Origin of the sequence: Streptomyces muensis, assembly GCF_021474425.1 — a bacterium.
GTDB lineage: Bacteria > Actinomycetota > Actinomycetes > Streptomycetales > Streptomycetaceae > Streptomyces > Streptomyces muensis.
This window is the reverse complement of sequence record NZ_JAKEIP010000131.1, coordinates 1-23,921: the sequence shown is the minus strand read 5'-3', so window position 1 is coordinate 23,921 and position 23,921 is coordinate 1. Positions and strand designations below refer to the sequence as shown.

Annotated in this window: 21 protein-coding genes and 1 pseudogene; 17 read left to right on the top strand and 5 right to left on the bottom strand. The window is 70.0% G+C overall.

The window, feature by feature from the left end; genetic code table 11:
• Nucleotides 1-331 precede the first annotated feature (331 nt).
• The gene (locus L0P92_RS26890) at nt 332-505 is read right to left on the bottom strand and encodes a hypothetical protein (RefSeq protein ID WP_164904867.1); all 174 of its coding nucleotides are present in this window, start codon (nt 503-505) and stop codon (nt 332-334) included.
• A gap of 426 nt (nt 506-931) precedes the next feature.
• On the opposite strand from L0P92_RS26890, the gene L0P92_RS26885 reads away from it, so the two are divergent.
• The 4 genes from L0P92_RS26885 (at nt 932) to L0P92_RS26870 (ending at nt 4,472) form a co-directional block, all read left to right on the top strand.
• Complete coding sequence (locus L0P92_RS26885) at nt 932-1,585, top strand: response regulator transcription factor (RefSeq protein WP_007385219.1); 654 nt, start codon at nt 932-934, stop codon at nt 1,583-1,585.
• 6 nt (nt 1,586-1,591) lie between these two features.
• Nucleotides 1,592-2,824, top strand: a complete 1,233-nt coding sequence (locus tag L0P92_RS26880; protein WP_234765595.1) for a sensor histidine kinase — start codon at nt 1,592-1,594, stop codon at nt 2,822-2,824.
• 405 nt (nt 2,825-3,229) lie between these two features.
• Nucleotides 3,230-3,526: a DUF4193 domain-containing protein gene (locus tag L0P92_RS26875; RefSeq protein ID WP_005481602.1), complete on the top strand. Its 297-nt coding sequence runs from the start codon at nt 3,230-3,232 to the stop codon at nt 3,524-3,526.
• 13 nt (nt 3,527-3,539) lie between these two features.
• Complete coding sequence (locus L0P92_RS26870; RefSeq protein WP_234765594.1) at nt 3,540-4,472, top strand: hypothetical protein; 933 nt, start codon at nt 3,540-3,542, stop codon at nt 4,470-4,472.
• A gap of 17 nt (nt 4,473-4,489) precedes the next feature.
• Here the strand turns inward: L0P92_RS26870 and L0P92_RS26865 are convergent, their stop codons facing one another.
• A complete protein-coding gene (locus L0P92_RS26865) occupies nt 4,490-4,951 on the bottom strand; it encodes a DUF3093 domain-containing protein (RefSeq protein WP_234765593.1) in 462 nt (153 codons plus the stop codon).
• 58 nt (nt 4,952-5,009) lie between these two features.
• Here L0P92_RS26865 and L0P92_RS26860 point away from each other — a divergent pair, with 58 nt between their 5' ends.
• The 8 genes from L0P92_RS26860 (at nt 5,010) to L0P92_RS26825 (ending at nt 12,860) form a co-directional block, all read left to right on the top strand.
• On the top strand, nt 5,010-5,594 hold the full coding sequence (locus L0P92_RS26860) for a PaaI family thioesterase (protein ID WP_234765592.1): 585 nt from the start codon (nt 5,010-5,012) through the stop codon (nt 5,592-5,594).
• The gene (gene dut / locus L0P92_RS26855; RefSeq protein WP_234765591.1) at nt 5,591-6,151 is read left to right on the top strand and encodes a dUTP diphosphatase; all 561 of its coding nucleotides are present in this window, start codon (nt 5,591-5,593) and stop codon (nt 6,149-6,151) included. The genes L0P92_RS26860 and dut overlap by 4 nt, the downstream gene beginning before the upstream one ends.
• A gap of 1 nt (nt 6,152) precedes the next feature.
• Complete coding sequence (locus tag L0P92_RS26850; RefSeq protein WP_234765590.1) at nt 6,153-6,914, top strand: DUF3710 domain-containing protein; 762 nt, start codon at nt 6,153-6,155, stop codon at nt 6,912-6,914.
• A 180-nt stretch (nt 6,915-7,094) separates the two neighbouring features.
• Nucleotides 7,095-8,267 carry an alginate lyase family protein gene (locus L0P92_RS26845; protein ID WP_234765589.1) on the top strand — a complete coding sequence of 391 codons (1,173 nt, stop codon included), beginning with the start codon at nt 7,095-7,097 and terminating at the stop codon, nt 8,265-8,267.
• 152 nt (nt 8,268-8,419) lie between these two features.
• Entirely contained in the window at nt 8,420-10,993 is a 2,574-nt protein-coding gene (locus tag L0P92_RS26840) for a DUF4118 domain-containing protein (protein ID WP_234765588.1), read from the top strand.
• Complete coding sequence (locus L0P92_RS26835) at nt 10,990-11,706, top strand: response regulator (protein ID WP_234765587.1); 717 nt, start codon at nt 10,990-10,992, stop codon at nt 11,704-11,706. Before L0P92_RS26840 ends, L0P92_RS26835 begins: the two co-directional genes overlap by 4 nt.
• A gap of 20 nt (nt 11,707-11,726) precedes the next feature.
• Nucleotides 11,727-12,125: an OB-fold nucleic acid binding domain-containing protein gene (locus L0P92_RS26830; protein WP_093747537.1), complete on the top strand. Its 399-nt coding sequence runs from the start codon at nt 11,727-11,729 to the stop codon at nt 12,123-12,125.
• Nucleotides 12,126-12,128: 3 nt separating this feature from the next.
• Complete coding sequence (locus L0P92_RS26825) at nt 12,129-12,860, top strand: DUF3159 domain-containing protein (protein ID WP_234765586.1); 732 nt, start codon at nt 12,129-12,131, stop codon at nt 12,858-12,860.
• Between the two features lie 219 nt (nt 12,861-13,079).
• Here the strand turns inward: L0P92_RS26825 and L0P92_RS26820 are convergent, their stop codons facing one another.
• Nucleotides 13,080-13,757, bottom strand: coding sequence for a potassium channel family protein (locus L0P92_RS26820; RefSeq protein WP_234765585.1), 678 nt, complete (start codon nt 13,755-13,757; stop codon nt 13,080-13,082).
• On the bottom strand, nt 13,757-14,428 hold the full coding sequence (locus L0P92_RS26815) for a potassium channel family protein (RefSeq protein WP_234765584.1): 672 nt from the start codon (nt 14,426-14,428) through the stop codon (nt 13,757-13,759). Before L0P92_RS26815 ends, L0P92_RS26820 begins: the two co-directional genes overlap by 1 nt.
• 556 nt (nt 14,429-14,984) lie before the next feature.
• Between L0P92_RS26815 and L0P92_RS26810 the strand changes: the two genes are divergently transcribed.
• Complete coding sequence (locus L0P92_RS26810; protein ID WP_234765583.1) at nt 14,985-17,033, top strand: APC family permease; 2,049 nt, start codon at nt 14,985-14,987, stop codon at nt 17,031-17,033.
• Between the two features lie 54 nt (nt 17,034-17,087).
• Nucleotides 17,088-18,416 (top strand): class I SAM-dependent RNA methyltransferase, encoded by a 1,329-nt coding sequence (locus tag L0P92_RS26805; RefSeq protein ID WP_234765582.1) that lies wholly within the window; start codon nt 17,088-17,090, stop codon nt 18,414-18,416.
• A 153-nt stretch (nt 18,417-18,569) separates the two neighbouring features.
• Here the strand turns inward: L0P92_RS26805 and L0P92_RS26800 are convergent.
• A pseudogene (locus L0P92_RS26800) lies at nt 18,570-19,223 on the bottom strand (alcohol dehydrogenase catalytic domain-containing protein); the annotation flags it as partial.
• Between the two features lie 167 nt (nt 19,224-19,390).
• Between L0P92_RS26800 and L0P92_RS26795 the strand changes: the two are divergent.
• The 3 genes from L0P92_RS26795 to L0P92_RS26785 all read left to right on the top strand — a co-directional run.
• Nucleotides 19,391-20,221: a M55 family metallopeptidase gene (locus L0P92_RS26795; RefSeq protein ID WP_234765581.1), complete on the top strand. Its 831-nt coding sequence runs from the start codon at nt 19,391-19,393 to the stop codon at nt 20,219-20,221.
• 207 nt (nt 20,222-20,428) lie between these two features.
• Nucleotides 20,429-22,171: a stealth family protein gene (locus L0P92_RS26790; RefSeq protein WP_234765580.1), complete on the top strand. Its 1,743-nt coding sequence runs from the start codon at nt 20,429-20,431 to the stop codon at nt 22,169-22,171.
• A 16-nt stretch (nt 22,172-22,187) separates the two neighbouring features.
• Nucleotides 22,188-23,921: stealth family protein (locus tag L0P92_RS26785; protein WP_234765579.1), on the top strand; the 1,734-nt coding region annotated here is incomplete at its 3' end.

The window sequence follows — 23,921 nt, the reverse complement described above, 5'->3', positions numbered from 1 at the left end:
GAGCTGGGGGTGTGAGGCGGTGCTGGATAAGGGCCGGCTTGTGGGAGGCGGTGAGGTAACGGGGCCCGCTGCAGTGAGGTGCCGAATTTTTTGCTCGGTCGCCTTCGGGGCGCCACATGCCGGTGTCGAGAGACCGATCGTGCTCGACCCTTCGGGCCTGCGCGCGTTCGGTCTCTCGACACCGGCGCGCCCCTACGGCTCCCTCGCGGCCGGTGTGGTCGGGACAGGGGGCCTTGGTGGGCTCTCACCGTGGGCTACGGGCCTTTGGTGACCGCGCAAGGAGCGGGCCCCGGTGCTGGATTCACCGGGGCCCGCTCTCTTGCTTAGCTGGTCAGACGCGCGACGCGCCGACTTCCACACCGTGCTCGGCGGCGAGGCGGCGCAGGTCGTCGAGCTCGCCCTGCTCCACCTCGACGAGGAAGTCGTCGCCCTCGTCGCGAGCCCGCGTCAGGTCGGACTCGGTCGCCCTTATGCGCTGCAGAAGTCCTGCGGTGAATGCGTCCATGCTGCGCCCCCTCGTCCTGGGTCGTGGGTCGGTGGCACGGGGGTGTGCCGTTCGGAAGGGACGATCACGTCTCCAGTGGATGCCCAGCGCTGCCCAGGCCGGGCGGCGACGGTGCCGGACACCCACACCCGCTCTGCGGAAAGCGGATTGCCTTGTACCGCTTGGTGCTGCGGCACAAGCAGAGCGTGATCGCGGGGTGTACAAGCCGTCCTCCCCCCGCTCTCTTCCACGGAAACCTCAACCGGAAGGGAAAATCTCGCATTCCCGGGCTTCATACCTGTCCTTCATGGGCCGCTCACCCGTCTTACCGCCGACTTATGACCGAAAAGGGCAGGATGGAGGCCGAGACACCAACGAAGCCCCCTGCCCGCGAGCGATGAAGCGATGACTAGCGCTACGCGGGTGGACACAGGAAGGACAAGCGACGTGCGCGTACTCGTCGTCGAGGACGAGCAACTGCTCGCCGATGCGGTGGCCACCGGACTGCGCCGGGAGGCCATGGCCGTCGACGTCGTGTACGACGGTGCGGCCGCCCTGGAGCGCATCGGCGTCAACGACTACGACGTGGTCGTCCTCGACCGCGACCTCCCGCTGGTGCACGGCGACGACGTGTGCCGCAAGATCGTCGAGCTGGGCATGCCCACGCGCGTACTGATGCTCACGGCCTCCGGCGACGTCAGCGACCGGGTCGAGGGGCTGGAGATCGGCGCCGACGACTATCTCCCCAAGCCCTTCGCCTTCAGCGAGCTGACGGCACGCGTGCGTGCCCTCGGCCGACGTACCAGCGTGCCGCTGCCGCCCGTCCTGGAGCGCGCCGGCATCAAGCTCGACCCCAACCGCCGCGAGGTCTTCCGCGACGGCAAGGAGGTGCAGCTGGCGCCGAAGGAGTTCGCCGTCCTGGAGGTGCTGATGCGCAGCGAGGGCGCGGTCGTCTCCGCCGAGCAGCTGCTGGAGAAGGCCTGGGACGAGAACACCGACCCGTTCACGAACGTGGTGCGGGTGACCGTGATGACGCTACGCCGCAAGCTGGGAGAGCCGCCGGTGATCGTCACCGTGCCCGGTTCCGGCTACCGGATCTGATGCCCCATGCCAGCTACACCCGCGCCTCCCCAGGCGCCCCCGAAGCCCACCTGGGACCCCCGGAGGGCCGAGCCCGTCTTCCCGTGGCTGCGCCCCACCATCCGGATACGGCTCACCCTGCTGTACGGCGGCATGTTCCTGATCGCCGGGATCCTGCTGCTGTCGATCATCTACCTGCTGGCGGCCGAGGCGCTGAACGTGGGCAGCGACCTGCCCTTCAAGATCGCGGAGGGCAAGGTCACCAGCAATGTCTGCGACCTGCCGTCGAGCGCCACCCCCGAGGTGTTCAACGACGCGATGAACGCCTGCGTCAACGAGCAGCGTCGGCATGCGCTGGACGACCTCCTCAGCCGCTCCCTGCTGGCCCTCCTCGGCCTCGCCATCATCGCCTTCGCCTTCGGCTACGCCATGGCCGGCCGGGTGCTGGCACCGCTGGGCCGGATCACCCGGACCGCGCGTGCGGTGGCGGGCTCGGATCTGTCCCGGCGTATCGAACTGGACGGTCCGGACGACGAGCTCAAGGAGCTCGCCGACACCTTCGACGAGATGCTGGAGCGGTTGCAGCGGGCCTTCACGGCGCAGCAGCGCTTCGTCGGCAACGCCTCGCACGAGCTGCGCACCCCGCTCGCGATCAACCGCACGCTGCTGGAGGTGCATCTGTCGGACCCGGGCGCGCCGGTGGAGCTCCAGCAGCTCGGCAAGACGCTGCTGGCCACCAACGAGCGCAGCGAGCAGCTGGTCGAGGGCCTGCTGCTGCTCGCCCGCAGCGACAACCAGATCGTCGAGCGCAAACCGGTGGACCTCGCGGAGGTGGCCGAGCAGGCCGTCGACCAGGTGCACGCGGAGGCGCAGGCCAAGGGTGTGCTGATCCGTGGCGAGCAGAAGCCCGCGGTAGTCCAGGGCAACGGCGTGCTGCTGGAGCGGATCGCGCTGAACCTGGTGCAGAACGCCGTCCGGTACAACATCCCGGAGGGCGGCTGGGTCGAGGTCACCACCGACGTCCAGCACGGCCAGGCGGTCCTGATCGTCGCCAACACCGGGCCGGTGGTGCCGGCGTACGAGATCGACAATCTGTTTGAGCCGTTCCGGCGACTGCGTACGGAACGGACGGGCAGTGACAAGGGTGTGGGCCTGGGGCTGTCCATCGTGCGGTCGGTGGCGCGCGCGCACGGCGGGCACATCTCGGCACAACCGAGGGAGGGCGGCGGTCTCGTGATGCGGTTCGCGTTGCCGATCTGAGATCATGTGCGCCGACACTCGGCAGGTACTCGGGGATGTTCGCTTTGCGCGGAATTTTCTGGGCACTCGGCGAACAGCCTCGTGTGTGATCGATCACAAGGGCGGTTTTCCGGCCATCTACTCTCTGTGATCATGGGACCTGTCGGAAAGCCGGGAAAATCCGGGTTTTCGAGGGTCTTGATCACGGGAAGTACACGGTGAGACGCCTTTGAACTGCGGCATTAGGACCGTGTACGGTCCCGTTCGCCATCCAAGCCGATCACTCTTGAGGAGTCCGGTTGGGTGTCGATTGAGTAACAGACCTTGATGTGAGGCAAAATCTCCGCCTCGGGTCGGGCACAAGTCCGGCCTCTCACGCGTTACGTGCGCTGGAGACACCGCAGACACCCAGAGGGGGAGAGCGACATGGCAACGGATTACGACACCCCACGCAAGACCGACGACGACGTCGACTCGGACAGCCTTGAAGAGCTGAAGGCCAGGCGGAACGACAAGTCGACCTCCGCTGTGGACGTCGACGAGTTCGAGGCCGCCGAAGGCCTGGAGCTGCCCGGCGCGGACCTCTCCAATGAGGAGCTGGCCGTCCGGGTGCTGCCGAAGCAGCAGGACGAGTTCACCTGCATGAGCTGCTTCCTGGTGCACCACCGCAGCCAGCTGGCCCGGGAGAAGAACGGTCAGCCGATCTGCCGCGACTGCGACTGAGGTCGGGTCGGGCATGGCTGGCTCGACCCCTCCTTGGAAGCGCCGTTCCCGCAAGGCGGGAGCGGACGAAGGGCCGCCGTCGGACGGCCCGTACGGCGCGCGTGACGACGAGCGGGGCTCATCCGGTACGGGAGCCTCGCTCGAACCGATGTCCGGGGCAGCGCTCCCGGCGTCCGCGGCGGTTCCCGCGCCCGTCGCCAGGCGGAGGGCCGCGGCGATCCGGGAGAAGGCCCGGGAAGGCGTCCGTAAGGGCGGCAGCCGCGCCAGAGCGGGCCTCGGGTACCTGGCGGACCGGATCATCGAGAACGCCCCGCGGATCCCCGTACGCGACCTCGCGACCCTTCGCCGTCAGTTCCCCGGACTCGGGCCGGAGCAGCTCGCCGACAAGCTCGTGGCGGGCGCGGCGAACGCGAGCTCGACGGTCGGTGCGGGAGTCGGTGCGGCGGCGATGCTGCCCGTGCCACCCGCGATGCCGGCGGAACTGGCCGCCGAGATCACCGGTGTCGCCGCGATCGAGCTGAAGCTGATCGCCGAACTGCACGAGGTGTACGGCGTACGCCCGCCCGGAAATCTCAAGGCCCGCAGCACCGCGTATCTGACCTCGTGGTCCGATGAGCGCGGCATCGACCCGATGAAGCCGGCGACGATGAACGCCGCTCTCGGGGGGCAGATGAAGCGTGAACTGCGTCAGCAGATCATGAAGCGCACCGTCCGCAACCTGCCGAACCTGATGCCCTTCATGGTGGGCGCCGCCGTGGGCGCGGTCATGAACCGTCGGGACACCAAGAAGCTCGCGGCACGCGTGCGTGCGGACCTGCGCAAGGTCCGGGTGCCCTGGGACGAGCTGCCTCAACTGCCGCCCCTGGAACGCCCGGAGCGGCCGCTGGAGATGGGCGCCGTCGTGCGGGACCTGGGAAGCGGGACGCCCGGCGATCAGGGCCGGTGAAGACCCGCTCGGGTGTGCTAGGCCGAGGCCTTCGCCGCCTCGATCGCCTCCGCCAGCCGCTCCGGCTCACGGGTCGACAGGTAGAGGTACGGGGTCGGGTCCTCCGGGTCGGTGACCTCGACGCGCAGGGCCGTGGGGATGTAGGCGCGCAGCAGTAGGAAGGCCCGGGTGTCGGCCTTGTGCGTGCGCCAGGCGCGGGCCTCCTCGGCGTCCAGGACATGCGCCTCGCCCAGGGCCCGCACCGGGATCTTCGCCTCGCCGGCGATCAGTGAACCGCCCACCACACGGATGCGCAGCGAGCCGTACGAGCTGGCCATGACGGCCGCCGCCGCGGTGCCGCCGACCAGGCCGCCGAGCATGGGCAGCGTGCCGAACGGCAGAAGGATCAGGGCCAGGGAGACCCCGACCAGGAACGAGATCAGCCACCAGGAGCGGGGGGCGGTGAGACGTTCGTCGTACGGGGCTGCGGAGAGCTGCATGCAGCCAAGCTTGGCATGGTGTCCGAATGTTGCCGACGCGCGGGTAAGGTCTGCGGCTGTGAGTGGTACTTCAGCAGCTCTCAAGCCGCCGGCCGACGCCGTGAAACCGGCCCGTCACCCCGATGCTCCCGCACCCGGTGAGCTTCTCGGCGCGCACTACGGCGAGTGTTTCGGCTGCGGCGGCGAGCAGGCCCACGGGCTGCATCTGGAGGCGCGGGCCGGGGACGGCGTCAGCATCACGGCCGAGTTCACCGTGCAGCCCGCGCATCAGGGCGCGCCCGGACTGGCGCACGGCGGTGTGCTCGCCACGGCTCTCGACGAGACCCTCGGCTCGCTGAACTGGCTGCTGCGGACCATCGCCGTGACCGGACGTCTGGAGACCGACTTCGTGCGGCCGGTTCCGGTCGGCACCGTGCTGTACCTGGAGGCCGAGGTGACGGCCGTGGCGGGCCGCAAGATCTACTCCACCGCCACCGGCCGGATCGGCGGCCCCGACGGGCCCGTCGCCGTCCGTGCCGACGCGCTCTTCATCGAGGTGAAGGTCGACCACTTCATCGACAACGGCCGCCCGGAGGAGATCCGGGCCGCCATGAACGACCCGGACCAGGTCCGGCGTGCCCGTGCCTTCGAGGTGAACCCGTGAGCCGTGACCCCCTGAACGTGCTGATCCGGCGCGTGGACCCGGACGTACCGCTGCCGGCGTACGCGCACCCCGGTGACGCGGGAGCCGATCTGCGCACCACCGAGGGAAGCGAACTGAAGCCGGGGGAGCGGGCCGTACTGCCCACGGGGGTGTCTGTCGCCCTCCCGGAGGGGTACGCGGCGTTCGTGCATCCCCGGTCCGGTCTCGCCGCCCGCCTAGGTGTCGCCCTCGTGAATGCCCCGGGGACGGTTGATGCCGGGTACCGTGGGGAGATCAAGGTGATCGTGGTGAATCTCGACCCGCATGAGACCGTGCGGTTCGAGCGCTTCGACCGGATTGCCCAACTGGTCGTCCAGCAGGTCGAGAGGGTCCGCTTCCAGGAGGTCGCGGAGCTTCCCGATTCGGCACGGGCCGAGGGGGGCTTCGGGTCCACCGGCGGCCACGCCGCGGTGGGCACTGCAAGCGCCACAAGCGATACAAGCGATGAGGCCGCCGATGGCGGCGCAACGGGTGGGAATCGATACGCTTCGGTCGTATCCGACCGGGAAGGACAGTGACGTGTTCGGACGTCGCAAGAAGAAGGGTGCCGCCGAGGACGCGGCCGGCGAGCCCGAGCAGGTCGTCGACGGTGTCGACACTGAGGCGGACGACGACGGTGAGCGCGAGCGCGTGAGGCTCGAACCGGAGCCGCGGCCCGACGGGCCCTGGGACAGCTCCGAGGTCCGTGAGCCCGGCGAGGGCCGGGTCGACCTGGGCGGCCTGCTGGTGCCGGGCGTCGACGGCATGGAGCTGCGTGTGGAGGTCGCGGGCGACGCGATCGTCGCGGCGACCGTCGTGCTGCGCGACAGCGCCATCCAGCTGCAGGCCTTCGCCGCGCCCAAGCGCGAGGGCATCTGGAGCGAGGTGCGCGAGGAGATCGGCTCGGGCATCACCCAGCAGGGTGGCATCATCGACGAGGTCGAGGGCCCCCTGGGCTGGGAGCTGCGGGCCCAGGTCCCGGTTCAGCTGCCGGACGGCACGGGTGGTTTCCAGGTCGTGCGGTTCGTCGGGGTGGACGGTCCGCGCTGGTTCCTGCGCGGTGTGATCTCGGGTCAGGGCGCGGTGCAGCCGCAGGCGGCCGGGCTGCTGGAGCAGATCTTCCGGGACACCGTCGTGGTCCGCGGCGAAGGCCCGATGGCCCCCCGTGACCCGATCGTCCTGAAGCTGCCCAACGACGCCCAGATGGTCCCCGAGGGCGTCCAGCAGGAGGAGGCCGGTTCGCGCTTCTCCGGCGGCATGGGCCAGCTCCAGCGCGGACCGGAGATCACCGAGGTTCGCTGAGCAACCCCGAGGTTCGCTGAACAACGTAGAAACAGCAGGGCCGTATCCCCCACGGGATGCGGCCCTTTCTCGTGCGTGAACTCTTGACGGCGCATTGGTCTGTACCTACCGTCTCCGGCCAACGCGTCTGTTCATAAAGGCGCTTCACGTTCACATACGAGAACGGAAGGCCCCCCACGCATGCGCAGAACCGCACTCTTCGCGGCCGCGGCCGCCCTCGTCGCCGGTGTCCTCGCCTGGCCCACCGGCGCGGGCGCCGCTCCCGCCGCCTTCGTCCACCCCGGAGTCACCGTCTCCAAGGGGCAGTTGGACTTCACCCGCTCCAAGGTCAACGCCGGCGCCCAGCCCTGGAAGGGCGCCTTCGACCGGATGACGGCGAGCAAGTACGCCGATCTGAACCGCACCCCCAGGCCCCGCGCGGTCGTCGAGTGCGGCTCGTACTCGAACCCCAACCACGGCTGCACCGACGAGCGCGAGGACGCGATAGCCGCCTACACGCAGGCCCTCGCCTGGTACGTCACCCGCGACGAGCGGCACGCGCGCAAGGCCATCGAGCTGATGGACGCCTGGTCCGCGGTGATCAGGGACCACACCAACAGCAACGCGCCCCTCCAGACCGGCTGGGCCGGCTCCTCCTGGCCCAAGGCCGCCGAGATCATCAAGTACACGTACACCGGGAACTGGGCGAACTCCGGCCGGTTCGCGACCATGCTCCGCTCGGTCTATCTGCCCGAGATCATCAACGGCTCGAACTCCAACGGGAACTGGGAGCTGTCGATGATGGAGGCGGCCGTCGGCATCTCCGTCTTCCTGGAGGACAAGGCGTCGTACGACAAGGCCATGGCGAAGTTCCGCACCCGTACCGCCGCCTACGTCTATCTGTCCTCCGACGGCGCCCTGCCGAAGACCGTGCCCAGCCAGAACCTCAACACCCGCGAGAAGATCGTCAAGTACTGGCAGGGGCAGGGCACCTTCGTCACCGGCCTCACCCAGGAGACCTGCCGCGACCTCACGCACACCGGGTACGGCATCTCGGCCATCTCGCACGTCGCCGAGACCAGCCGGATCCAGGGGCAGGACCTCTACGGCACCGACGTCGGCGAGCGGCTGCGGCACGCGCTCGGGTTCCAGGCCAAGTACGAACTCGGTGAGGCCGTACCCGGCTGGCTGTGCGGCGGCTCGCTGAAGCGCGGGCTCGGGCCGGTCACCGAGGTCGGGCACAACGCCCTGGCCAACCGTCTCGGCCATGCCATGACCAACACCGAGACACTGAACGAGCGCAACCGCCCGGCCGGCAGCAACAACCTCTTCGTGGCCTGGGAGACCCTCACCCACGGCGACAACCCCGGCTGAGGCCCGCCGCCACCGAGCCCGTGACGTCCCGGCGGGGGCGTCAGAGTTGCGTCAAAGACGCTCCCGCCACCGCACCCGGCCCCATTTGTCGCGATTATTGGCCGTAAGGTCGACGCTGCGTAGGCAGCGGTGGCCGGAACACAATGAGGACCATGGGACGCGGCAAGCTTCGGATCTACCTCGGTGCGGCACCGGGCGTCGGCAAGACGTACGCGATGCTGTCCGAGGCGCACCGGCGCATCGAGCGGGGCACCGACTGCGTGGTCGCCTTCGTGGAGCACCACGAGCGGCCGCGCACCGAGGTGATGCTGCACGGGCTCGAACAGGTCCGGCGCAAGCGGCTGACGTACCGGGGGAGCACCTTCACCGAGATGGACGTGGACGCCGTCCTGGCCCGGCGTCCCCAGGTGGCGCTCGTCGACGAACTCGCCCACACCAACATCCCCGGCTCCCGCAACGCCAAGCGCTGGCAGGACGTGGAGGAGCTGCTGGCCGCCGGGATCGATGTCATATCGACCGTCAACATCCAGCACCTGGAGTCCCTCGGCGACGTCGTCGAGTCGATCACCGGCGTACGGCAGCAGGAGACCGTACCGGACGAGGTGGTGCGCCGGGCCGACCAGATAGAGCTGGTCGACATGTCGCCCGAGGCGCTGCGGCGGCGGATGGCGCACGGGAACATCTACCAGCCGGACAAGGTCGACGCGGCCCTGTCGAACTACTTCCGGCCCGGCAACCTGACCGCGCTGCGCGAGCTGGCGCTGCTGTGGGTGGCCGACCGGGTCGACGAGTACCTGAAGCAATACCGCAGTGATCACCGGGTGTCGAGGATCTGGGGTTCGCGGGAGCGGATCGTGGTCGGACTGACCGGCGGTCCGGAGGGCAGAACGCTGATCCGCCGGGCCGCCCGGCTCGCCGAGAAGGGCGCCGGCGGTGAGGTGCTGGCCGTCTACATCGCCCGCAGCGACGGACTGACCTCCGCTTCGCCCAAGGAGCTCGCCGTCCAGCGCACCCTCGTCGAAGACCTCGGCGGAACGTTCCACCATGTCGTCGGCGACGACATCCCGGCCGCCCTGCTCGACTTCGCGCGCGGTGTGAACGCCACCCAGATCGTCCTCGGCTCCTCACGCCGCCGAAGCTGGCAGTACGTCTTCGGGCCGGGCGTGGGCGTGACCGTCGCCCGGGACTCGGGGCCCGACCTCGACGTGCACATCGTCACGCACGAGGAGGCCGCCAAGGGGCGCGGACTGCCCGTGGCCAGGGGAGCACGCCTCGGCCGGTCCAGGATCCTGTGGGGCTGGTTCACCGGCGTCGCCGGTCCGGCGCTGCTCACCCTGCTGCTGACCCACATCGACGCCGACCTCGGCCTCGCCAACGACATGCTGCTGTTCCTGACCCTGACGGTGGCCGCGGCGCTGCTCGGCGGGCTCTACCCCGCACTCGCCTCGGCGGCGGTCGGCTCGCTGCTGCTCAACTGGTACTTCACCCCGCCCCTGCACCGCATCTCGATCGCCGATCCGAAGAACCTGCTCGCCCTCGTGATCTTCGTCCTGGTGGCGCTCGCGGTCGCCTCCGTGGTCGACCTCGCCGCCCGCCGCACCCACCAGGCGGCCCGGCTGCGTGCCGAGTCGGAGATCCTTTCCTTCCTCGCGGGCAACGTGCTGCGCGGCGAGACCGGCCTGGAGGAACTCCTGGAGCGGGTCCGGGAGACCTTCGGCATGGACTCGGCGGCCCTGCTGGAGCGCGAGAGCGACGTCGACCCGTGGACGCCCGCGGGGCAGGTGGGCCTGGGACGGGCACCGGAGCGGCCGGAGGACGCGGACGTCGACGTCCCCGTCGGCGACCACATGGCGCTCGCGCTGACCGGCCGCGTACTGCCCGCCGAGGACCGCCGGGTGCTCGCCGCCTTCGCCGCCCAGGCCGCGGTCGTCCTGGACCGGCGCAGGCTCCAGGAGGAGGCCGACCAGGCCAAGGAACTGGCCGAGGGCAACCGGATCCGTACGGCGCTGCTGGCCGCCGTCAGCCATGACCTCCGCACGCCGCTCGCCGGCATCAAGGCGGCCGTCTCCTCGCTGCGGTCCGACGACGTGGCGTGGTCGAGCGAGGACGAGGCCGAACTGCTGGCGGGCATCGAGGAGGGCGCCGACCGGCTGGACCACCTGGTCGGGAACCTCCTGGACATGTCCCGCCTCCAGACCGGCACGGTCACACCGCTGATCAGGGAGATCGACCTCGACGAGGTGGTGCCGATGGCGCTGGGCGGGGTGCCGGACGGCAGCGCCGAGCTGGACATCCCCGAGACGCTGCCCATGGTCGCCGTCGACCCCGGGCTGCTGGAGCGGTCGGTGGCCAACCTGGTCGAGAACGCCGTCAAGTACAGCCCGGACGACCGCAGGGTCCTGGTGGCCGCCAGCGCCATCGCGGACCGGGTCGAGGTCCGGGTGGTCGACCGCGGGCCGGGCGTCCCGGACGACGCCAAGGAACGTATCTTCGCGCCCTTCCAGCGCTACGGGGACGCCCCGCGCGGCGCGGGAGTCGGTCTCGGACTCGCGGTCGCCCGCGGGTTCGCCGAGGCGATGGGCGGCACGCTGAACGCCGAGGACACGCCCGGCGGCGGCCTGACCATGGTGCTCACCGTGCGGGCGGCGGGATCGCGCGCGGAGCTTGTCCAGGAGGGGGGCGTGCCAGTGGAGCACCCCGTGGAAGCAGAAAGGCAGACCACATGATGAGCCCGACCGGGGGGACCCCCCAGACCCCCACGAGGGTTCTGGTGATCGACGACGAGCCGCAGATCGTGCGCGCCCTCGTGATCAACCTCAAGGCCCGCAAGTACGAGGTCGACGCGGCCCACGACGGGGCCACCGCCCTCGAACTCGCCGCCACCCGTCACCCCGACGTGGTCGTCCTCGACCTCGGACTGCCCGACATGGACGGCGTCGAGGTGATCCGCGGCCTGCGCGGCTGGACCCGGGTGCCGATCCTGGTGCTGTCCGCCCGGCACTCCTCCGACGAGAAGGTCGAGGCGCTGGACGCGGGCGCCGACGACTACGTCACCAAGCCCTTCGGCATGGACGAACTGCTCGCCCGGCTGCGGGCCGCCGTACGCCGCGCCGAGCCCACCGGGGGCGGCGAGGACGACGTGATGGTGGAGACCGAGGGGTTCACGGTCGACCTGGCCGCCAAGAAGGTCAACCGGGACGGGAAGGACGTACGGCTGACCCCCACGGAATGGCACCTGCTGGAGGTGCTCGTCCGTAACACGGGACGTCTGGTCAGCCAGCGGCAGCTGCTGCAGGAGGTGTGGGGGCCGTCGTACGGGACGGAGACCAACTACCTGCGGGTCTACATGGCCCAGCTGCGCAGGAAGCTGGAGGCCGACCCGTCGCATCCCCGGCACTTCGTGACCGAGCCTGGGATGGGCTATCGGTTCGAGAAGTGATGCCCGGTAGTCTTCAAGACATGAGTGCTGTTCCTCGTTCCGAAAAGTCGGTGGGCCGGTTCCGGCGCATGCTCGACCGGCTCTCCTCGTCGCAGGAGGACCTGGAGTCCGAGGAGCTGCGTGAGGACGCCGAGACCGCCGGCTGTACCAAGATCGGTGACTGCCGTGACCGACAGATAGTGACGGTTACTGGTACCTTGCGCACGGTCACCCTGCGGCCACGCGCGGGCGTTCCGGCCCTGGAGGCCGAGCTCTTCGACGGCTCCGCCGCGCTGGACGTGGTGTGGCTGGGCAGGCGCTCCATAGTCGGGATAGAGCCGGGGCGCCGGCTGATCGCATCGGGCCGGATCTCCATGAGCCGGGGCCGCCGCGTGCTGTTCAACCCGAAATACGAACTGAGACCCCTCGGACGGGAGTAGCCGGTGACGTCGCTCGACAAGCCGACTGAAGACACCACCGACACCACCGCGAACGCCGAGCACGACGCCCGGGCGGTGACCGAGGCCGCCCTGTTCGAGGCCTTCGGCGGCATGCGCGGCATGATCGAGACGGTGCTGCCGGGTCTGCTCTTCGTCACCATCTACACGATCAACAAGGACCTGCACCTGTCGGCCATCGCCGCGCTCGCGGTGTCCCTGGTGCTCGTGGTCGTCCGGCTGGTGATGCGGGACACCGTCAAGCACGCGTTCAGCGGTGTCTTCGGCGTCGCCTTCGGTGTCGTGTTCGCGATGATGACGGGCAACGCGAAGGACTTCTATCTGCCCGGCATGCTCTACACGCTGGGGCTGGGGCTCGCGTACATCATCACGACCTTGTGCGGTGTGCCGTTGATCGGGCTGATCCTCGGGCCGGTGTTCAAGGAGAACCTGTCCTGGCGTACGCGCAATCCCGGCCGTAAGAAGGCTTACGCGAAGGCCAGTTACGCCTGGGGTGCGATTCTGCTCGCCAAGTGCGCGATTCTCTTTCCGCTGTACTGGTGGGCGGACACGACGCAGCTGGGCTGGGTGCTCGTGGCGTTGAAGATTCCGCCGTTCCTGCTGGCTGTGTGGCTGACGTGGGTGTTCCTGGCGAAGGCGCCCGCGCCGATCGACGTGTTCGCGGAGATGGAGGCCGAGGAGAAGGCGCGGGAGGCTGCCGCTCGGTCGGCCGAGTAGGCGGACGGCGCCAGAAGGGTTCTCGCCCCCGCCGCCCCTACCCGTCCCATCCCTGGGGGCTGCGCCCCCAGACCCCCGCTGTCGGCCCTCCGGGCCTCGTCCTCAAACGCCGGACGGGCTGAAAGGCCTTCAGGGGCGCGGGGAACTGCGCGATCAGCCCCCACCGGCCCGCACCCGAAGGACAATCCGGGGTCGAAGGGGCGGTGGGGGCGAGGGACGTCAGCTCGCGGGGTCCTCTCGGCGTACCGACAGGAGGTCCTCCAGCTGTTCCTCTCGGGCCTGGGCGGCCACGAAGAGGAGTTCGTCGCCGGCCTCCAGGGAGTCCTCGCGGGACGGGGTGAGGACGCGGGTGCCGCGGATGATGGTGACCAGGGAGGTGTCCTGGGGCCACTCGACATCGCCGACCTGGGTGCCGGCCAGGGCCGACTCCTCGGGGAGGGTCAGTTCCACGAGGTTGGCGTCGCCGTGGCTGAAGCGGAGCAGGCGGACCAGGTCGCCGACGCTCACCGCCTCCTCCACCAGGGCCGACATCAGACGCGGAGTGGAGACGGCCACGTCCACGCCCCAGGACTCGTTGAACAGCCACTCGTTCTTGGGGTTGTTCACCCGGGCGACGACGCGCGGGACGCCGTACTCCGTCTTCGCCAGGAGCGAGACGACCAGGTTGACCTTGTCGTCGCCCGTCGCGGCGATCACCACGTTGCAGCGCTGAAGGGCCGCCTCGTCCAGGGACGTGATCTCACACGCGTCGGCCAGCAGCCACTCCGCCTGGGGGACGCGCTCGACCGAGATGGCGGTCGGCGCCTTGTCGATGAGCAGGACCTCGTGGCCGTTCTCCAGCAGTTCGCCCGCGATCGAGCGGCCCACCGCACCGGCACCGGCAATGGCGACCCTCATCAGTGACCGCCCTCCTCTTCAGGACCCTTGGCGAACGCCGCCTCGACCTTGTCGACCTCGTCGGCACGCATCATCACGTGCACCAGGTCGCCCTCCTGCAACACCGTCTGCGAGGTGGGCAGGATCGCCTCGCCGAGCCGGGTCAGGAACGCCACGCGGACGCCCGTCTCCTCCTGGAGCCTGCTGATCTTGTGGCCCACCCAGGCGTTGGACGTGTGCACCTCGGCGAGCTGGACGCCGCCGGTGGGATCCCGCCACAACGGCTCCGCGCCCGAGGGCAGCAGCCGGCGCAGCATCTGGTCGGCCGTCCAGCGGACCGTGGCCACGGTGGGGATGCCGAGACGCTGGTAGACCTCGGCGCGGCGGGGGTCGTAGATCCGGGCCGCGACGTTCTCCACGCCGAACATCTCGCGGGCCACGCGCGCGGAGATGATGTTCGAGTTGTCCCCGCTGGAGACGGCGGCGAAGGCGCCGGCCTCCTCGATGCCCGCCTCGCGCAGGGTGTCCTGGTCGAAGCCGACACCGGTGACCCGGCGGCCTCCGAACCCGGGGCCCAGCCTGCGGAACGCGGTGGGGTCCTGGTCGATCACGGCGACCGTGTGTCCCTGTTGCTCCAGGGTCTGGGCAAGAGCGGAACCCACCCTTCCGCAACCCATGATGACGATGTGCACGGTCTTACCCCGCACTCCTCGTTAGGCGTCTGACTTGCGTGAACGTGGTGCTCATATCCTTCTCTCGGTTCGCCGGGCAACAGACGCGGGCCGGTCGCGGACCGCTGGGCAACATCATGCCGGGGAATGCCGGGGATGATCCCTCGCGGTACGGATCGTGGACTGCGGTACAGACCCGCCGTTCAGATCGGCTCGCGTGTGCCTCGGTCCACCGTAACGTCCGCCTCGGACGCACCGACCGGCGAGTAGGGCCTCCCGTACGGCCCTCTCAGCGGCGGTTGAAGCTGCGGAGGCTGGCGAGTGCCAGGAGGCCGAGTCCGGCGAGCGAGACGAGGGCCCCGACGAGCTGAGCGGTCGTCTGCGACATGAGGTCTCCCGGATGTGATGAGCGTACTGACGCAGCTGGGCGGATCCGCAGGTACGCAGGTCATGGAGGCATGGGGGCGCCGCGGGGGCCCGCGCCCGGCGCGTGCGGGGCACGGAATTCACCCCGGCGCCGCGCGCGATTTCACCCGGATGTGCTCCGGCCCAGGAGAGGGGCCTACGATTCTCTGTTGTGTCCAAACTGACCGACGTGCCCAAACGGATTCTGATCGGGCGCGCGCTGCGCAGCGACCGGCTGGCGGAAACGCTCCTGCCGAAGCGCATCGCACTGCCCGTCTTTGCCTCCGACCCGCTGTCCTCCGTGGCATACGCGCCCGGAGAAGTACTGCTGGTCCTCTCCATCGCGGGCGTGTCGGCCTACCACTTCAGCCCCTGGATCGCGGTCGCGGTCGTCGTGCTGATGTTCACCGTGGTCGCCTCCTACCGGCAGAACGTGCACGCCTACCCCAGCGGCGGCGGCGACTACGAGGTGGCGACCACCAACCTCGGCCCCAAGGCGGGCCTCACGGTCGCGAGCGCCCTGCTCGTCGACTACGTCCTGACCGTCGCCGTCTCCATCTCCTCCGGCATCGAGAACCTGGGCTCCGCGATCCCGTTCGTGGTCGAGCACAAGGTCGAGTGCGCGGTCGCGGTGATCCTGCTGCTCACGGTGATGAACCTGCGCGGCGTCCGGGAGTCCGGCAGCCTCTTCGCGATCCCGACGTACGTCTTCGTCGCCGGTGTCTTCATCATGATCGCGTGGGGCGCGTTCCGCGGACTCGTCCTCGACGACACCATGCGGGCACCCACGGCGTCGTACGAGATCAAGGCCGAGCACGAGGGACTCGCGGGCTTCGCGATGGTCTTCCTGCTGCTGCGCGCCTTCTCCTCCGGCTGTGCCGCGCTCACCGGCGTCGAGGCGATCTCCAACGGCGTCCCGGCCTTCCGCAAGCCCAAGTCGAAGAACGCCGCGACCACGCTGGCGATGATGGGTCTGCTGGCCGTCACCATGTTCTGCGGCATCATCGCGCTCGCCATGGTGACCAAGGTGCGGATGGCCGAGAACCCGGCCGTCGACCTGATCAAGGACGGTGTCGCGGTCGGCTCCGGCTATGTCCAGAACCCGGTGATCACACAGGTCGCCGAGGCCGTCTTCGGCAAGGGCAGCTTCTTCTTCATCGTGCTCGCAGCGGCCACCGCCCTGGTGCTGTTCCTCGCGGCCAACACCGCGTACAACGGCTTCCCGGTGCTCGGCTCGATCCTCGCCCAGGACCGCTATCTGCCGCGCCAGCTGCACACCCGCGGCGACCGGCTCGCCTTCTCCAACGGCATCGTGCTGCTGGCCGGCGCCGCCATGCTCCTGGTCTGGATCTACGGCGCCGACTCCACCCGCCTGATCCAGCTCTACATCGTCGGCGTGTTCGTGTCCTTCACGCTCAGCCAGACCGGCATGGTCCGCCACTGGAACCGCCTCCTGGCCACGGAGCGGGACCAGGCCAAGCGCCGCCACATGATCCGCTCCCGCGCGATCAACACCTTCGGCGCCTTCTTCACCGGCCTGGTCCTGATCGTCGTGCTCGTCACCAAGTTCACGCACGGCGCCTGGGTGGCCCTGCTCGGCATGGTGATCTTCTACGGCACGATGACGGCGATCCGCCGCCACTACGACCACGTCTCCGAGGAACTCGCCGCCCCCGAGGGCCCGAGCGACGACAGCGTACGGCCGTCCCGCGTGCACTCGGTCGTCCTGGTCTCCAAGATCCACCGCCCCGCCCTGCGCGCCCTGGCCTACGCCAAGCTGCTGCGCTCGGACACCCTGGAGGCGCTCAGCGTCAACGTCGACCCGGCCGAGACCAAGGCGCTGCGCGAGGAGTGGGAGCGGCGCGGGATCGACGTACCGCTGAAGGTGCTCGACTCGCCGTACCGCGAGATCACGCGGCCGATCATCGAGTACGTGAAGGGGCTGCGCAAGGAGTCCCCGCGCGACGCGGTGTCGGTGATCATCCCCGAGTACGTGGTCGGTCACTGGTACGAGCATCTGCTGCACAACCAGAGCGCGCTGCGGCTGAAGGGCCGGCTGCTGTTCACCCCGGGCATCATGGTGACGTCCGTGCCCTACCAGCTGCAGTCGTCCGAGGTGGCCAAGGCCAGGGCGCGCAAGCGGCAGGACTGGAACGCGCCGGGAGCGGTGCGGCGGGGGCCGGCGCAGGAGCGGGCGAAGGAGCCGTCGGAGCCCAAGTAGACTGGTGGGCTGTTGTCCGGCCCGTCCCCCTCTCGTATCTGGAGTCACCCCGCCATGCAGGCAGAACCGAAGAAGTCGCTGGTGGGGGAGGAGTACGAGGTCGAGATCGGCCCCGTCGCCCACGGCGGGCACTGCATCGCCCGCACCGACGCAGGCCAGGTGCTGTTCGTCCGCCACACGCTGCCCGGTGAGCGGGTCGTGGCCCGGGTGACCGAGGGCGAGGAGGGCGACCGATTCCTGCGCGCGGACGCGGTCGAGGTCCTCACCGCCTCCAAGGACCGCATCGAGGCACCCTGTCCCTTCGCAGGACCCGGCCGCTGCGGCGGCTGCGACTGGCAGCACGCGAAGCCCGGGGCGCAGCGCCGGCTCAAGGGCGAGGTCATCGCCGAGCAGTTGCAGCGGCTCGCGGGACTGACGCCGGAGGACGTCGGCTGGGACGGCACGGTGATGCCGGCCGAGGGCGACAAGCTGCCCGCCGGACAGGTACCGCAGTGGCGCACGCGCGTGCAGTACGCCGTCGACGCCGACGGCCACGCCGGACTGCGCCGGCACCGCTCGCACGAGGTCGAGCCGATCGACCACTGCATGATCGCCGCCGAAGGGGTCAGCGAGCTTGGCATCGAGAAGCGGGACTGGACGGGCATGGCGTCGGTCGAGGCGATTGCGGCGACGGGTTCGCAGGACCGCCAGGTGATCCTCACGCCCCGGCCGGGTGCCCGCCTGCCGATCGTCGAGCTGGACCGCCCCGTGTCGGTGATGCGGGTCGGCGAGAAGGACGGCGGCACGCACCGCGTCCACGGCCGCCCCTTCGTGCGCGAACGCGCCGACGGCCGTACGCACCGCGTCGGCAGCGGCGGCTTCTGGCAGGTCCACCCGAAGGCCGCGGACACCCTGGTGACCGCCGTCATGCAGGGCCTGCTGCCCCGCAAGGGCGAGATGGCCCTCGACCTGTACTGCGGCGTGGGCCTCTTCGCCGGCGCCCTCGCCGACCGCCTCGGCGACAAGGGCGCGGTCCTCGGCATCGAGTCCGGCAAGCGCGCGGTGGAGGACGCCCGGCACAACCTCGCCGACTTCGACCGGGTCCGCATCGAGCAGGGCAGGGTCGAGACGGTGCTGCCGCGCACGGGGATCACCGACGTGGACCTGATCGTCCTGGACCCGCCGAGGGCGGGGGCCGGCCGGGACACGGTCGCGCATCTCGCGTCGCTGGGGGCGCGGCGGATCGCCTATGTGGCCTGTGATCCGGCGGCGTTGGCTCGGGATCTGGGGTATTTCCGGGATGGGGGGTATCGGGTGCGGATGTTGCGGGCGTTTGATCTGTTTCCGATGACGCATCATGTGGAGTGCGTGGCGATCCTCGAACCTGCCGGGAAGGGCTCCTGACCCGCTCCGCCGGATGACCGGTACGACGCTCAGTCGCGCGGTACGAGCCTCAGGGTCGTGTCACGCGAGGACACCATCGGATCCACGTAACTCCCGCCGTGGCGGCCGTGCGCGGCGTTCCGTCGCCGCGGGAGGGGGCCATCTGGAGTTCCTCGGCGTGCTCGATGTCTTGATGGCGCGGCGTTCGTCCATCGCCTTGTAGCCCTCGGCGGCCCGCTCCAGCGGCAGGGTGAGGTCGAAGACCCTGCCCGGGGCGATGTGGCCGGACAGCACGCGGTCGATGAGGTCGGGCAGGTAGCGGCGTACGGGAGCGGGGCCGCCGCGCAGGCCGACGTGGGAGTAGAACAGCTCCTGGCCGTCGACGGCCACCTCGTGCGAGACGCCTACGAAGCCGACGTTGCCGCCGGGGCGGGCGGAGTGCAGGGCCTGGCTCATGGACTGGGCGGTGCCGACGCACTCCAGGACCGAGTCGGCGCCGATGCCGTTCGTGAGGTCCTTGATGCAGGCGATGCCTTCGTCGGACACGGCCAGCAGGCCGGGAACCAGCTCGTCGGAGGGGTGTGTGTCGGTGGCCACGAGGGTGCCGTGGGCGTTGGGGATGCGTACGTACTCGGCCTGGCAGGTGCCCATGAACTCGCGGTTCAGGCAGGAGGACTGCCAGCCCTTCTGACAGTTGGCGCAGGTGTTGTCGGAGGTCGCGAAGGAACCGACCACGAACTGGCCCGGCTTGACGTTGGAGACCTCGCTGCCGACTTCCTCGACGACGCCGACGTACTCGTGCCCCATCGGGTGTGGTTCGCCCTCGGGAGGGCTGTGTCTTGACGTCGGCCGCGGCGGGCGGCCCCCTGGGGGCACGTCCCCTTGCCGACGTCGTACGCGGGTGTGGCCCGGTGGGCGCCGGGCATCGGCCCTTGAGGGAACCGGAACCGCGTCGGTGATCGTCTCCCGGGCGATCAAGCTTTGAGGAGCGGACAGTGCGGATCTACATCAGCGCGGACATGGAGGGCGTCACAGGGCTCGTCGACGCCGACGACGTCCAGCCCGGCGGGCGGGACTACGAGCGGGGGCGGCTGATGATGGCGGAGGACGTCAACGCCGCCGTTCGTGGTGCTGTCGCGGCCGGGGCCACGGACGTCACCGTCAACGATGCTCACGGACCCATGCGCAACATCCTTCCGGAGGCGCTGCACCGGGCGGCCCGGCTCATCCGGGGGAAGCCGAAGCACATGGGCATGCTCGAAGGTCTCGACGCCGGGCACGACGCGGTGCTGTGTGTCGGCTATCACTCCCGGGCCGGCGAACTCGGGGTGCTGAGCCACAGCTTCATGGGGCACGAGATCGAGGACATCTGGCTGGACGGCCAGCCCGTGGGCGAGATCGGCCTGGCGCATGCCACCGCGGCGGCGATCGGGGTGCCGGTGGCCGTTCTCACCGGTGACGACCGGGCCTGCGCGGAGATGGCGAAGTGGGACGCCTCCGTCACCACGGTGGCCGTGAAGTACGCGAAGGACCGGTTCGCGGCGGATCTGCGTCCGGCCGACGAGGCGCGTACGGCGATCGAGGAGGCGGTCGCCGGTGCCCTCGCCGTACGGCGGACGCCAGTCGCGGCGCCTTCGGAGGCGTCCACTCTCACCGTCCGCTGGCAGTCGGCCTCGGTGGCCTCCACCCTGCTGGGCATTCCGGGAGTGACCGCGACCGATACCCGGACCGTCCAGGCCCGTGGCGCCCTGCCCGGGCTCTACCGGCAGTTCGGCGTGTGGATGCGGGTGGCCGCCTCACTGACGAACCAGGCGCCCTACTGCTGACCTGTCTGACCCGTCGCCTGCTGACCTGTCTGACCCGTCGCCGAGCACGCATGATCGCGATCCAATACCACGCCGAACTGAAGGTGACGTACGAAGACAGGCCCTTCGTTCGTTAAATCTCGGAGAACTCTTCTACAACCTTCCATCGCACGCGTCTGTCTGGCTAACGCAGAGATGTGTTGGGGTGTGTGAAGAGGAGCTCAGAACGTGACCGTGCGTTCCTTTGCCCGGCGGATGCGTCCGCGTGTGGAGCAGAAGGCCTCCGAGAAGGTGTGGGAGCTGCGTACCCTGCGCCGTCGCCGCAGAGCCGCCGGCACCGACCCGGTGCTGCGCCCGGTGGCGGTACGGGGCCAGCAGCTCTACGGCCGGGTCGTGACGCGGTTCAGCGCCGCCGAGGCGGCCGCCGCCAATCTGGGCCTCGTCGTCGCCGCGCTGGAGGCCGAAGGCATCCCGTACTTCCTGGTTCCGGCCTCGCGCACCCGCCACACGGTCGGCGTGAACGCCGTCGACCGGGACCGCCTCCTCACCGCTCTGGAGACGCGGTACGCGGGCCAGGCCGTGTTCATCGGCAGACCGGTCCCCGGCGGAAAGCTCAAGCACCCGGCGCTGTTTCTGGACGGCGTCCTGCCCGCCCGGCTGCGCAAGGCCCCCGTCCTGCGCGTCGGCGAGAACCACCTCGGCCCCGCGGGTCAGCTGCTCGCCGGCCCGGAACTCGCCTGCGACGTGGAGTTCTGGGAGGACGGGGCACAGCTCCTCGCCTCCGAGGACGGACTCCGGCGCCTGGCCAAGGTGCAGCCGCAGGCCTCCGAGGACATCTTCGCCGAGTCACTCGTCGCACCCCGGAACAACGGCGTCACCGACGTCCTGCCGGTCCCCGAGCAGACCCCGGCCACGGTGCGCGTCGGCGAGCGCGAGCTGCCGACGTTCGCCCCGCTCACCCTGCCCACCGTGAACGACGTGACCTTCCCCGTCGACGTCGTCTACACCTGGGTGGACGGCGAGGAGCCGGCGATGCGGGCCAAGCGGGCCCGGTACCAGGAGCGGGGGATCGCCGAGATCCTCGACAAGGAGACCAATGCCTCCCGCTACACCAGCCACGACGAGCTGAAGTACTCGCTGCGCTCGCTCGCGATGTACGCCGACTTCGTCCGGCACATCTACATCGTGACCGACGGCCAGAAGCCGCACTGGCTCGACGACCGCGCCGAGGGGATCACGGTCGTCGACCACCGCGACATCTTCCCGCCGGACGTCCTGCCGGTGTTCAACTCGCACGCGATCGAGACCCGGCTGCACCACATCCCGGGCCTGTCCGAGCAATACCTGTACTTCAACGACGACGTGTTCGTCGGCCGCCGGGTCACCGCCGAGCACTTCTTCCACGGCAGCGGCCTGATGAAGATCCCCGTCTCCCCGCTCAAGATAGGCGTCGGCAAACCGCACGCCGAGGAGACGGCCACCAACTCCGCGAGCAAGAACGTCCGCCGGCTGCTGCTGGAGAAGTTCGGCCGGATGACCACGAACAACTTCATGCACACCCCGCTGCCCCAGCACGCCGAGACCCTGCGCGCCCTGGAGGACCTCTTCCCCGAGGACGTCGCCCGCACCACGGCGTCCCGCTTCCGCTCCCCGCAGGACGTCGCCATGACGGCCCCGCTGCTCTACCAGTACGCGCTGATGACCGGCCGCGGAGTGCCCGGGAAGTACAGCTTCCGGTACGTCAACATCAGCCGCCCGGACGCCGAGGCACGCCTGGCCGATCTGCGCCAGAGCCGTCGCTTCGACTTCTTCTGCCTCAACGACGTCGATGTGCAGCCCGAGGAACGGGAGCGGGTCGGTGTCCGGATGAACGAGTTCCTGGAGGACTACTTCCCCTTCGCGAGCCCCTTCGAGAAGTCCGGGAAACCCGAGAAGTCCGAGAACTCCGACGACTCCGAGAAGCGGGACTGACGGGGGCCGGGGGGGCATGGACATCCGTCACCGCTTCGCGGATCTCATGGGCACGAGAGCGGCCCGTGACCTTCTGGTGCGCCTCAGGCTCGGGCTGTCGGCCAGGCTCTGGGCGCTGCGCGCGACCCGGTCCCGGCGACGCCTTCGGGCCGCCGTCCCCGGACTGCGCCGGATCACCTTCGGACCGACGAGGCTGTACGGCCGTACGGTCGCCGGTTACACCGCGGTGGACGCCGTCGAGGCCGACCTTGAACGCGTGTGCGCCCTGCTGGAGGCGCTCGGTGTGCCGTACTTCCTGGTGCCCGACGAGCACGGCTCCGGTGCGCCGCGGCGGATCGTCGGCGTCGAGGAGGCGTACCGCGACACCCTCCTGTCCCGGGCCGGCCGGCGCCTCGCCGGCACCGCCGGATACGTCGCCGCCGTCGGCCGCGACGGTGACGTGACGAACGCCGTCCTGTGGGCCGACGGCAAGCTGCCGCGGGCGCTGCGGCGGGCCGCGGTGCTGCGCACCGGAGTGGTGCGCCTCGGCCCCGCGGGGCAGGTGCTCACCGGGCTCGACACCGGCTGCGACATCGAGTTCTGGCGCTACGGCCGCGATCTGGGCACCGGCGCCGACCCGTCCTGGCTCACCGTGCCCGGCAGCCGGCTGCCCGACGTCTTCGCCCAGGCGCTCGTCGCCCCGCGCCGCAACCCCGTCTCCGAGGTGCTCCCGGCCACGGCACGGCAACCGGTCACCCTGGCGGGCCGCCACCGCGGTGTCCCCACCTTCGCCCCGTTCGCCGAGCCGGGCATCGACGAGGTCCGCTTCCCCGTCGACGCCGTGTACACCTGGGTCGACGGCGACGACCCGGCGATGGCCGTGAAACGCCGGGCGTACCAGGAGCTCTCCGGCAACGTCATCGCCGCCCGCGAGACCGGCGCCTCCCGCTACACCAGCCACGACGAACTGAGGTACGCGCTACGGTCGTTGGAGATGTACGCCGGTTTCGTCCGGCACGTCTACCTGGTGACCGACTCCCAGCTCCCCGACTGGCTGGACCCCGACGCCGAGGGCCTGACGGTGATCGACCACCGGGACATCCTCCCGGCCGACGCGCTCCCCGTCTTCAACTCGCACGCCATAGAGAGCCGCCTGCACCACATCCCGGGCCTGTCCGAGCACTACCTGTACTTCAACGACGACGTCTTCATCAACCGCCCGGTGCACGCCGAGCACTTCTTCCACGGCAACGGCATCGCCCGTATCCCGCTGTCCCCGCTGAAGCTCGGAGTCGGCGCCCCGCACCCGCTCGAACCGGCCCCGAACTCGGCCGGCAAGAACGCCCGCGAGGTGATCACGCGCTTCCACGGCAGACAGGCCACCCACAAGTCCCTGCACACCCCGCACCCCCAACTCCTGTCCGTCATGCGGGAGATGGAGAGCCTCGGCGTGCCGGAGCTGGAGCGGACCGCCTACTCCCGCTTCCGTGCCACCTCCGACGTCGCCCCGACCTCCACGCTCCACCACCACTGGGCCATCGCCACCGGCCGGGCCGTTCCCGCCGACTACCGCTTCCGTTACGTCCAGCTGGGCACCCCGGACATGCACCGGCGCCTGGCCCGACTCGCGGCCGGCGAGGACGTCGACTTCTTCTGCCTCAACGACGTGGACACGGCCCCCGAGACCAGAGCTGCCGCCCACGCCGCCATCCGCACCTTCCTGGACCGCAAGTACCCCTTCCCCAGCCGTTTCGAAGGCACCGTCCGCCCC

Excerpts from the sequence above, each read along its gene's own strand:
- L0P92_RS26830 (WP_093747537.1), top strand. The coding sequence starts at position 11,727 with ATGAGTGCTGTTCCTCGTTCCGAAAAGTCGGTGGGCCGGTTCCGGCGC.
- L0P92_RS26820 (WP_234765585.1), bottom strand. The coding sequence starts at position 13,757 with ATGAGGGTCGCCATTGCCGGTGCCGGTGCGGTGGGCCGCTCGATCGCG.
- L0P92_RS26870 (WP_234765594.1), top strand. The coding sequence starts at position 3,540 with ATGGCTGGCTCGACCCCTCCTTGGAAGCGCCGTTCCCGCAAGGCGGGA.
- L0P92_RS26890 (WP_164904867.1), bottom strand. The coding sequence starts at position 505 with ATGGACGCATTCACCGCAGGACTTCTGCAGCGCATAAGGGCGACCGAG.
- L0P92_RS26865 (WP_234765593.1), bottom strand. The coding sequence starts at position 4,951 with ATGCAGCTCTCCGCAGCCCCGTACGACGAACGTCTCACCGCCCCCCGC.
- L0P92_RS26840 (WP_234765588.1), top strand. The coding sequence starts at position 8,420 with ATGGGACGCGGCAAGCTTCGGATCTACCTCGGTGCGGCACCGGGCGTC.
- L0P92_RS26805 (WP_234765582.1), top strand. The coding sequence starts at position 17,088 with ATGCAGGCAGAACCGAAGAAGTCGCTGGTGGGGGAGGAGTACGAGGTC.
- L0P92_RS26835 (WP_234765587.1), top strand. The coding sequence starts at position 10,990 with ATGATGAGCCCGACCGGGGGGACCCCCCAGACCCCCACGAGGGTTCTG.
- L0P92_RS26875 (WP_005481602.1), top strand. The coding sequence starts at position 3,230 with ATGGCAACGGATTACGACACCCCACGCAAGACCGACGACGACGTCGAC.
- L0P92_RS26845 (WP_234765589.1), top strand. The coding sequence starts at position 7,095 with ATGCGCAGAACCGCACTCTTCGCGGCCGCGGCCGCCCTCGTCGCCGGT.
- L0P92_RS26880 (WP_234765595.1), top strand. The coding sequence starts at position 1,592 with ATGCCAGCTACACCCGCGCCTCCCCAGGCGCCCCCGAAGCCCACCTGG.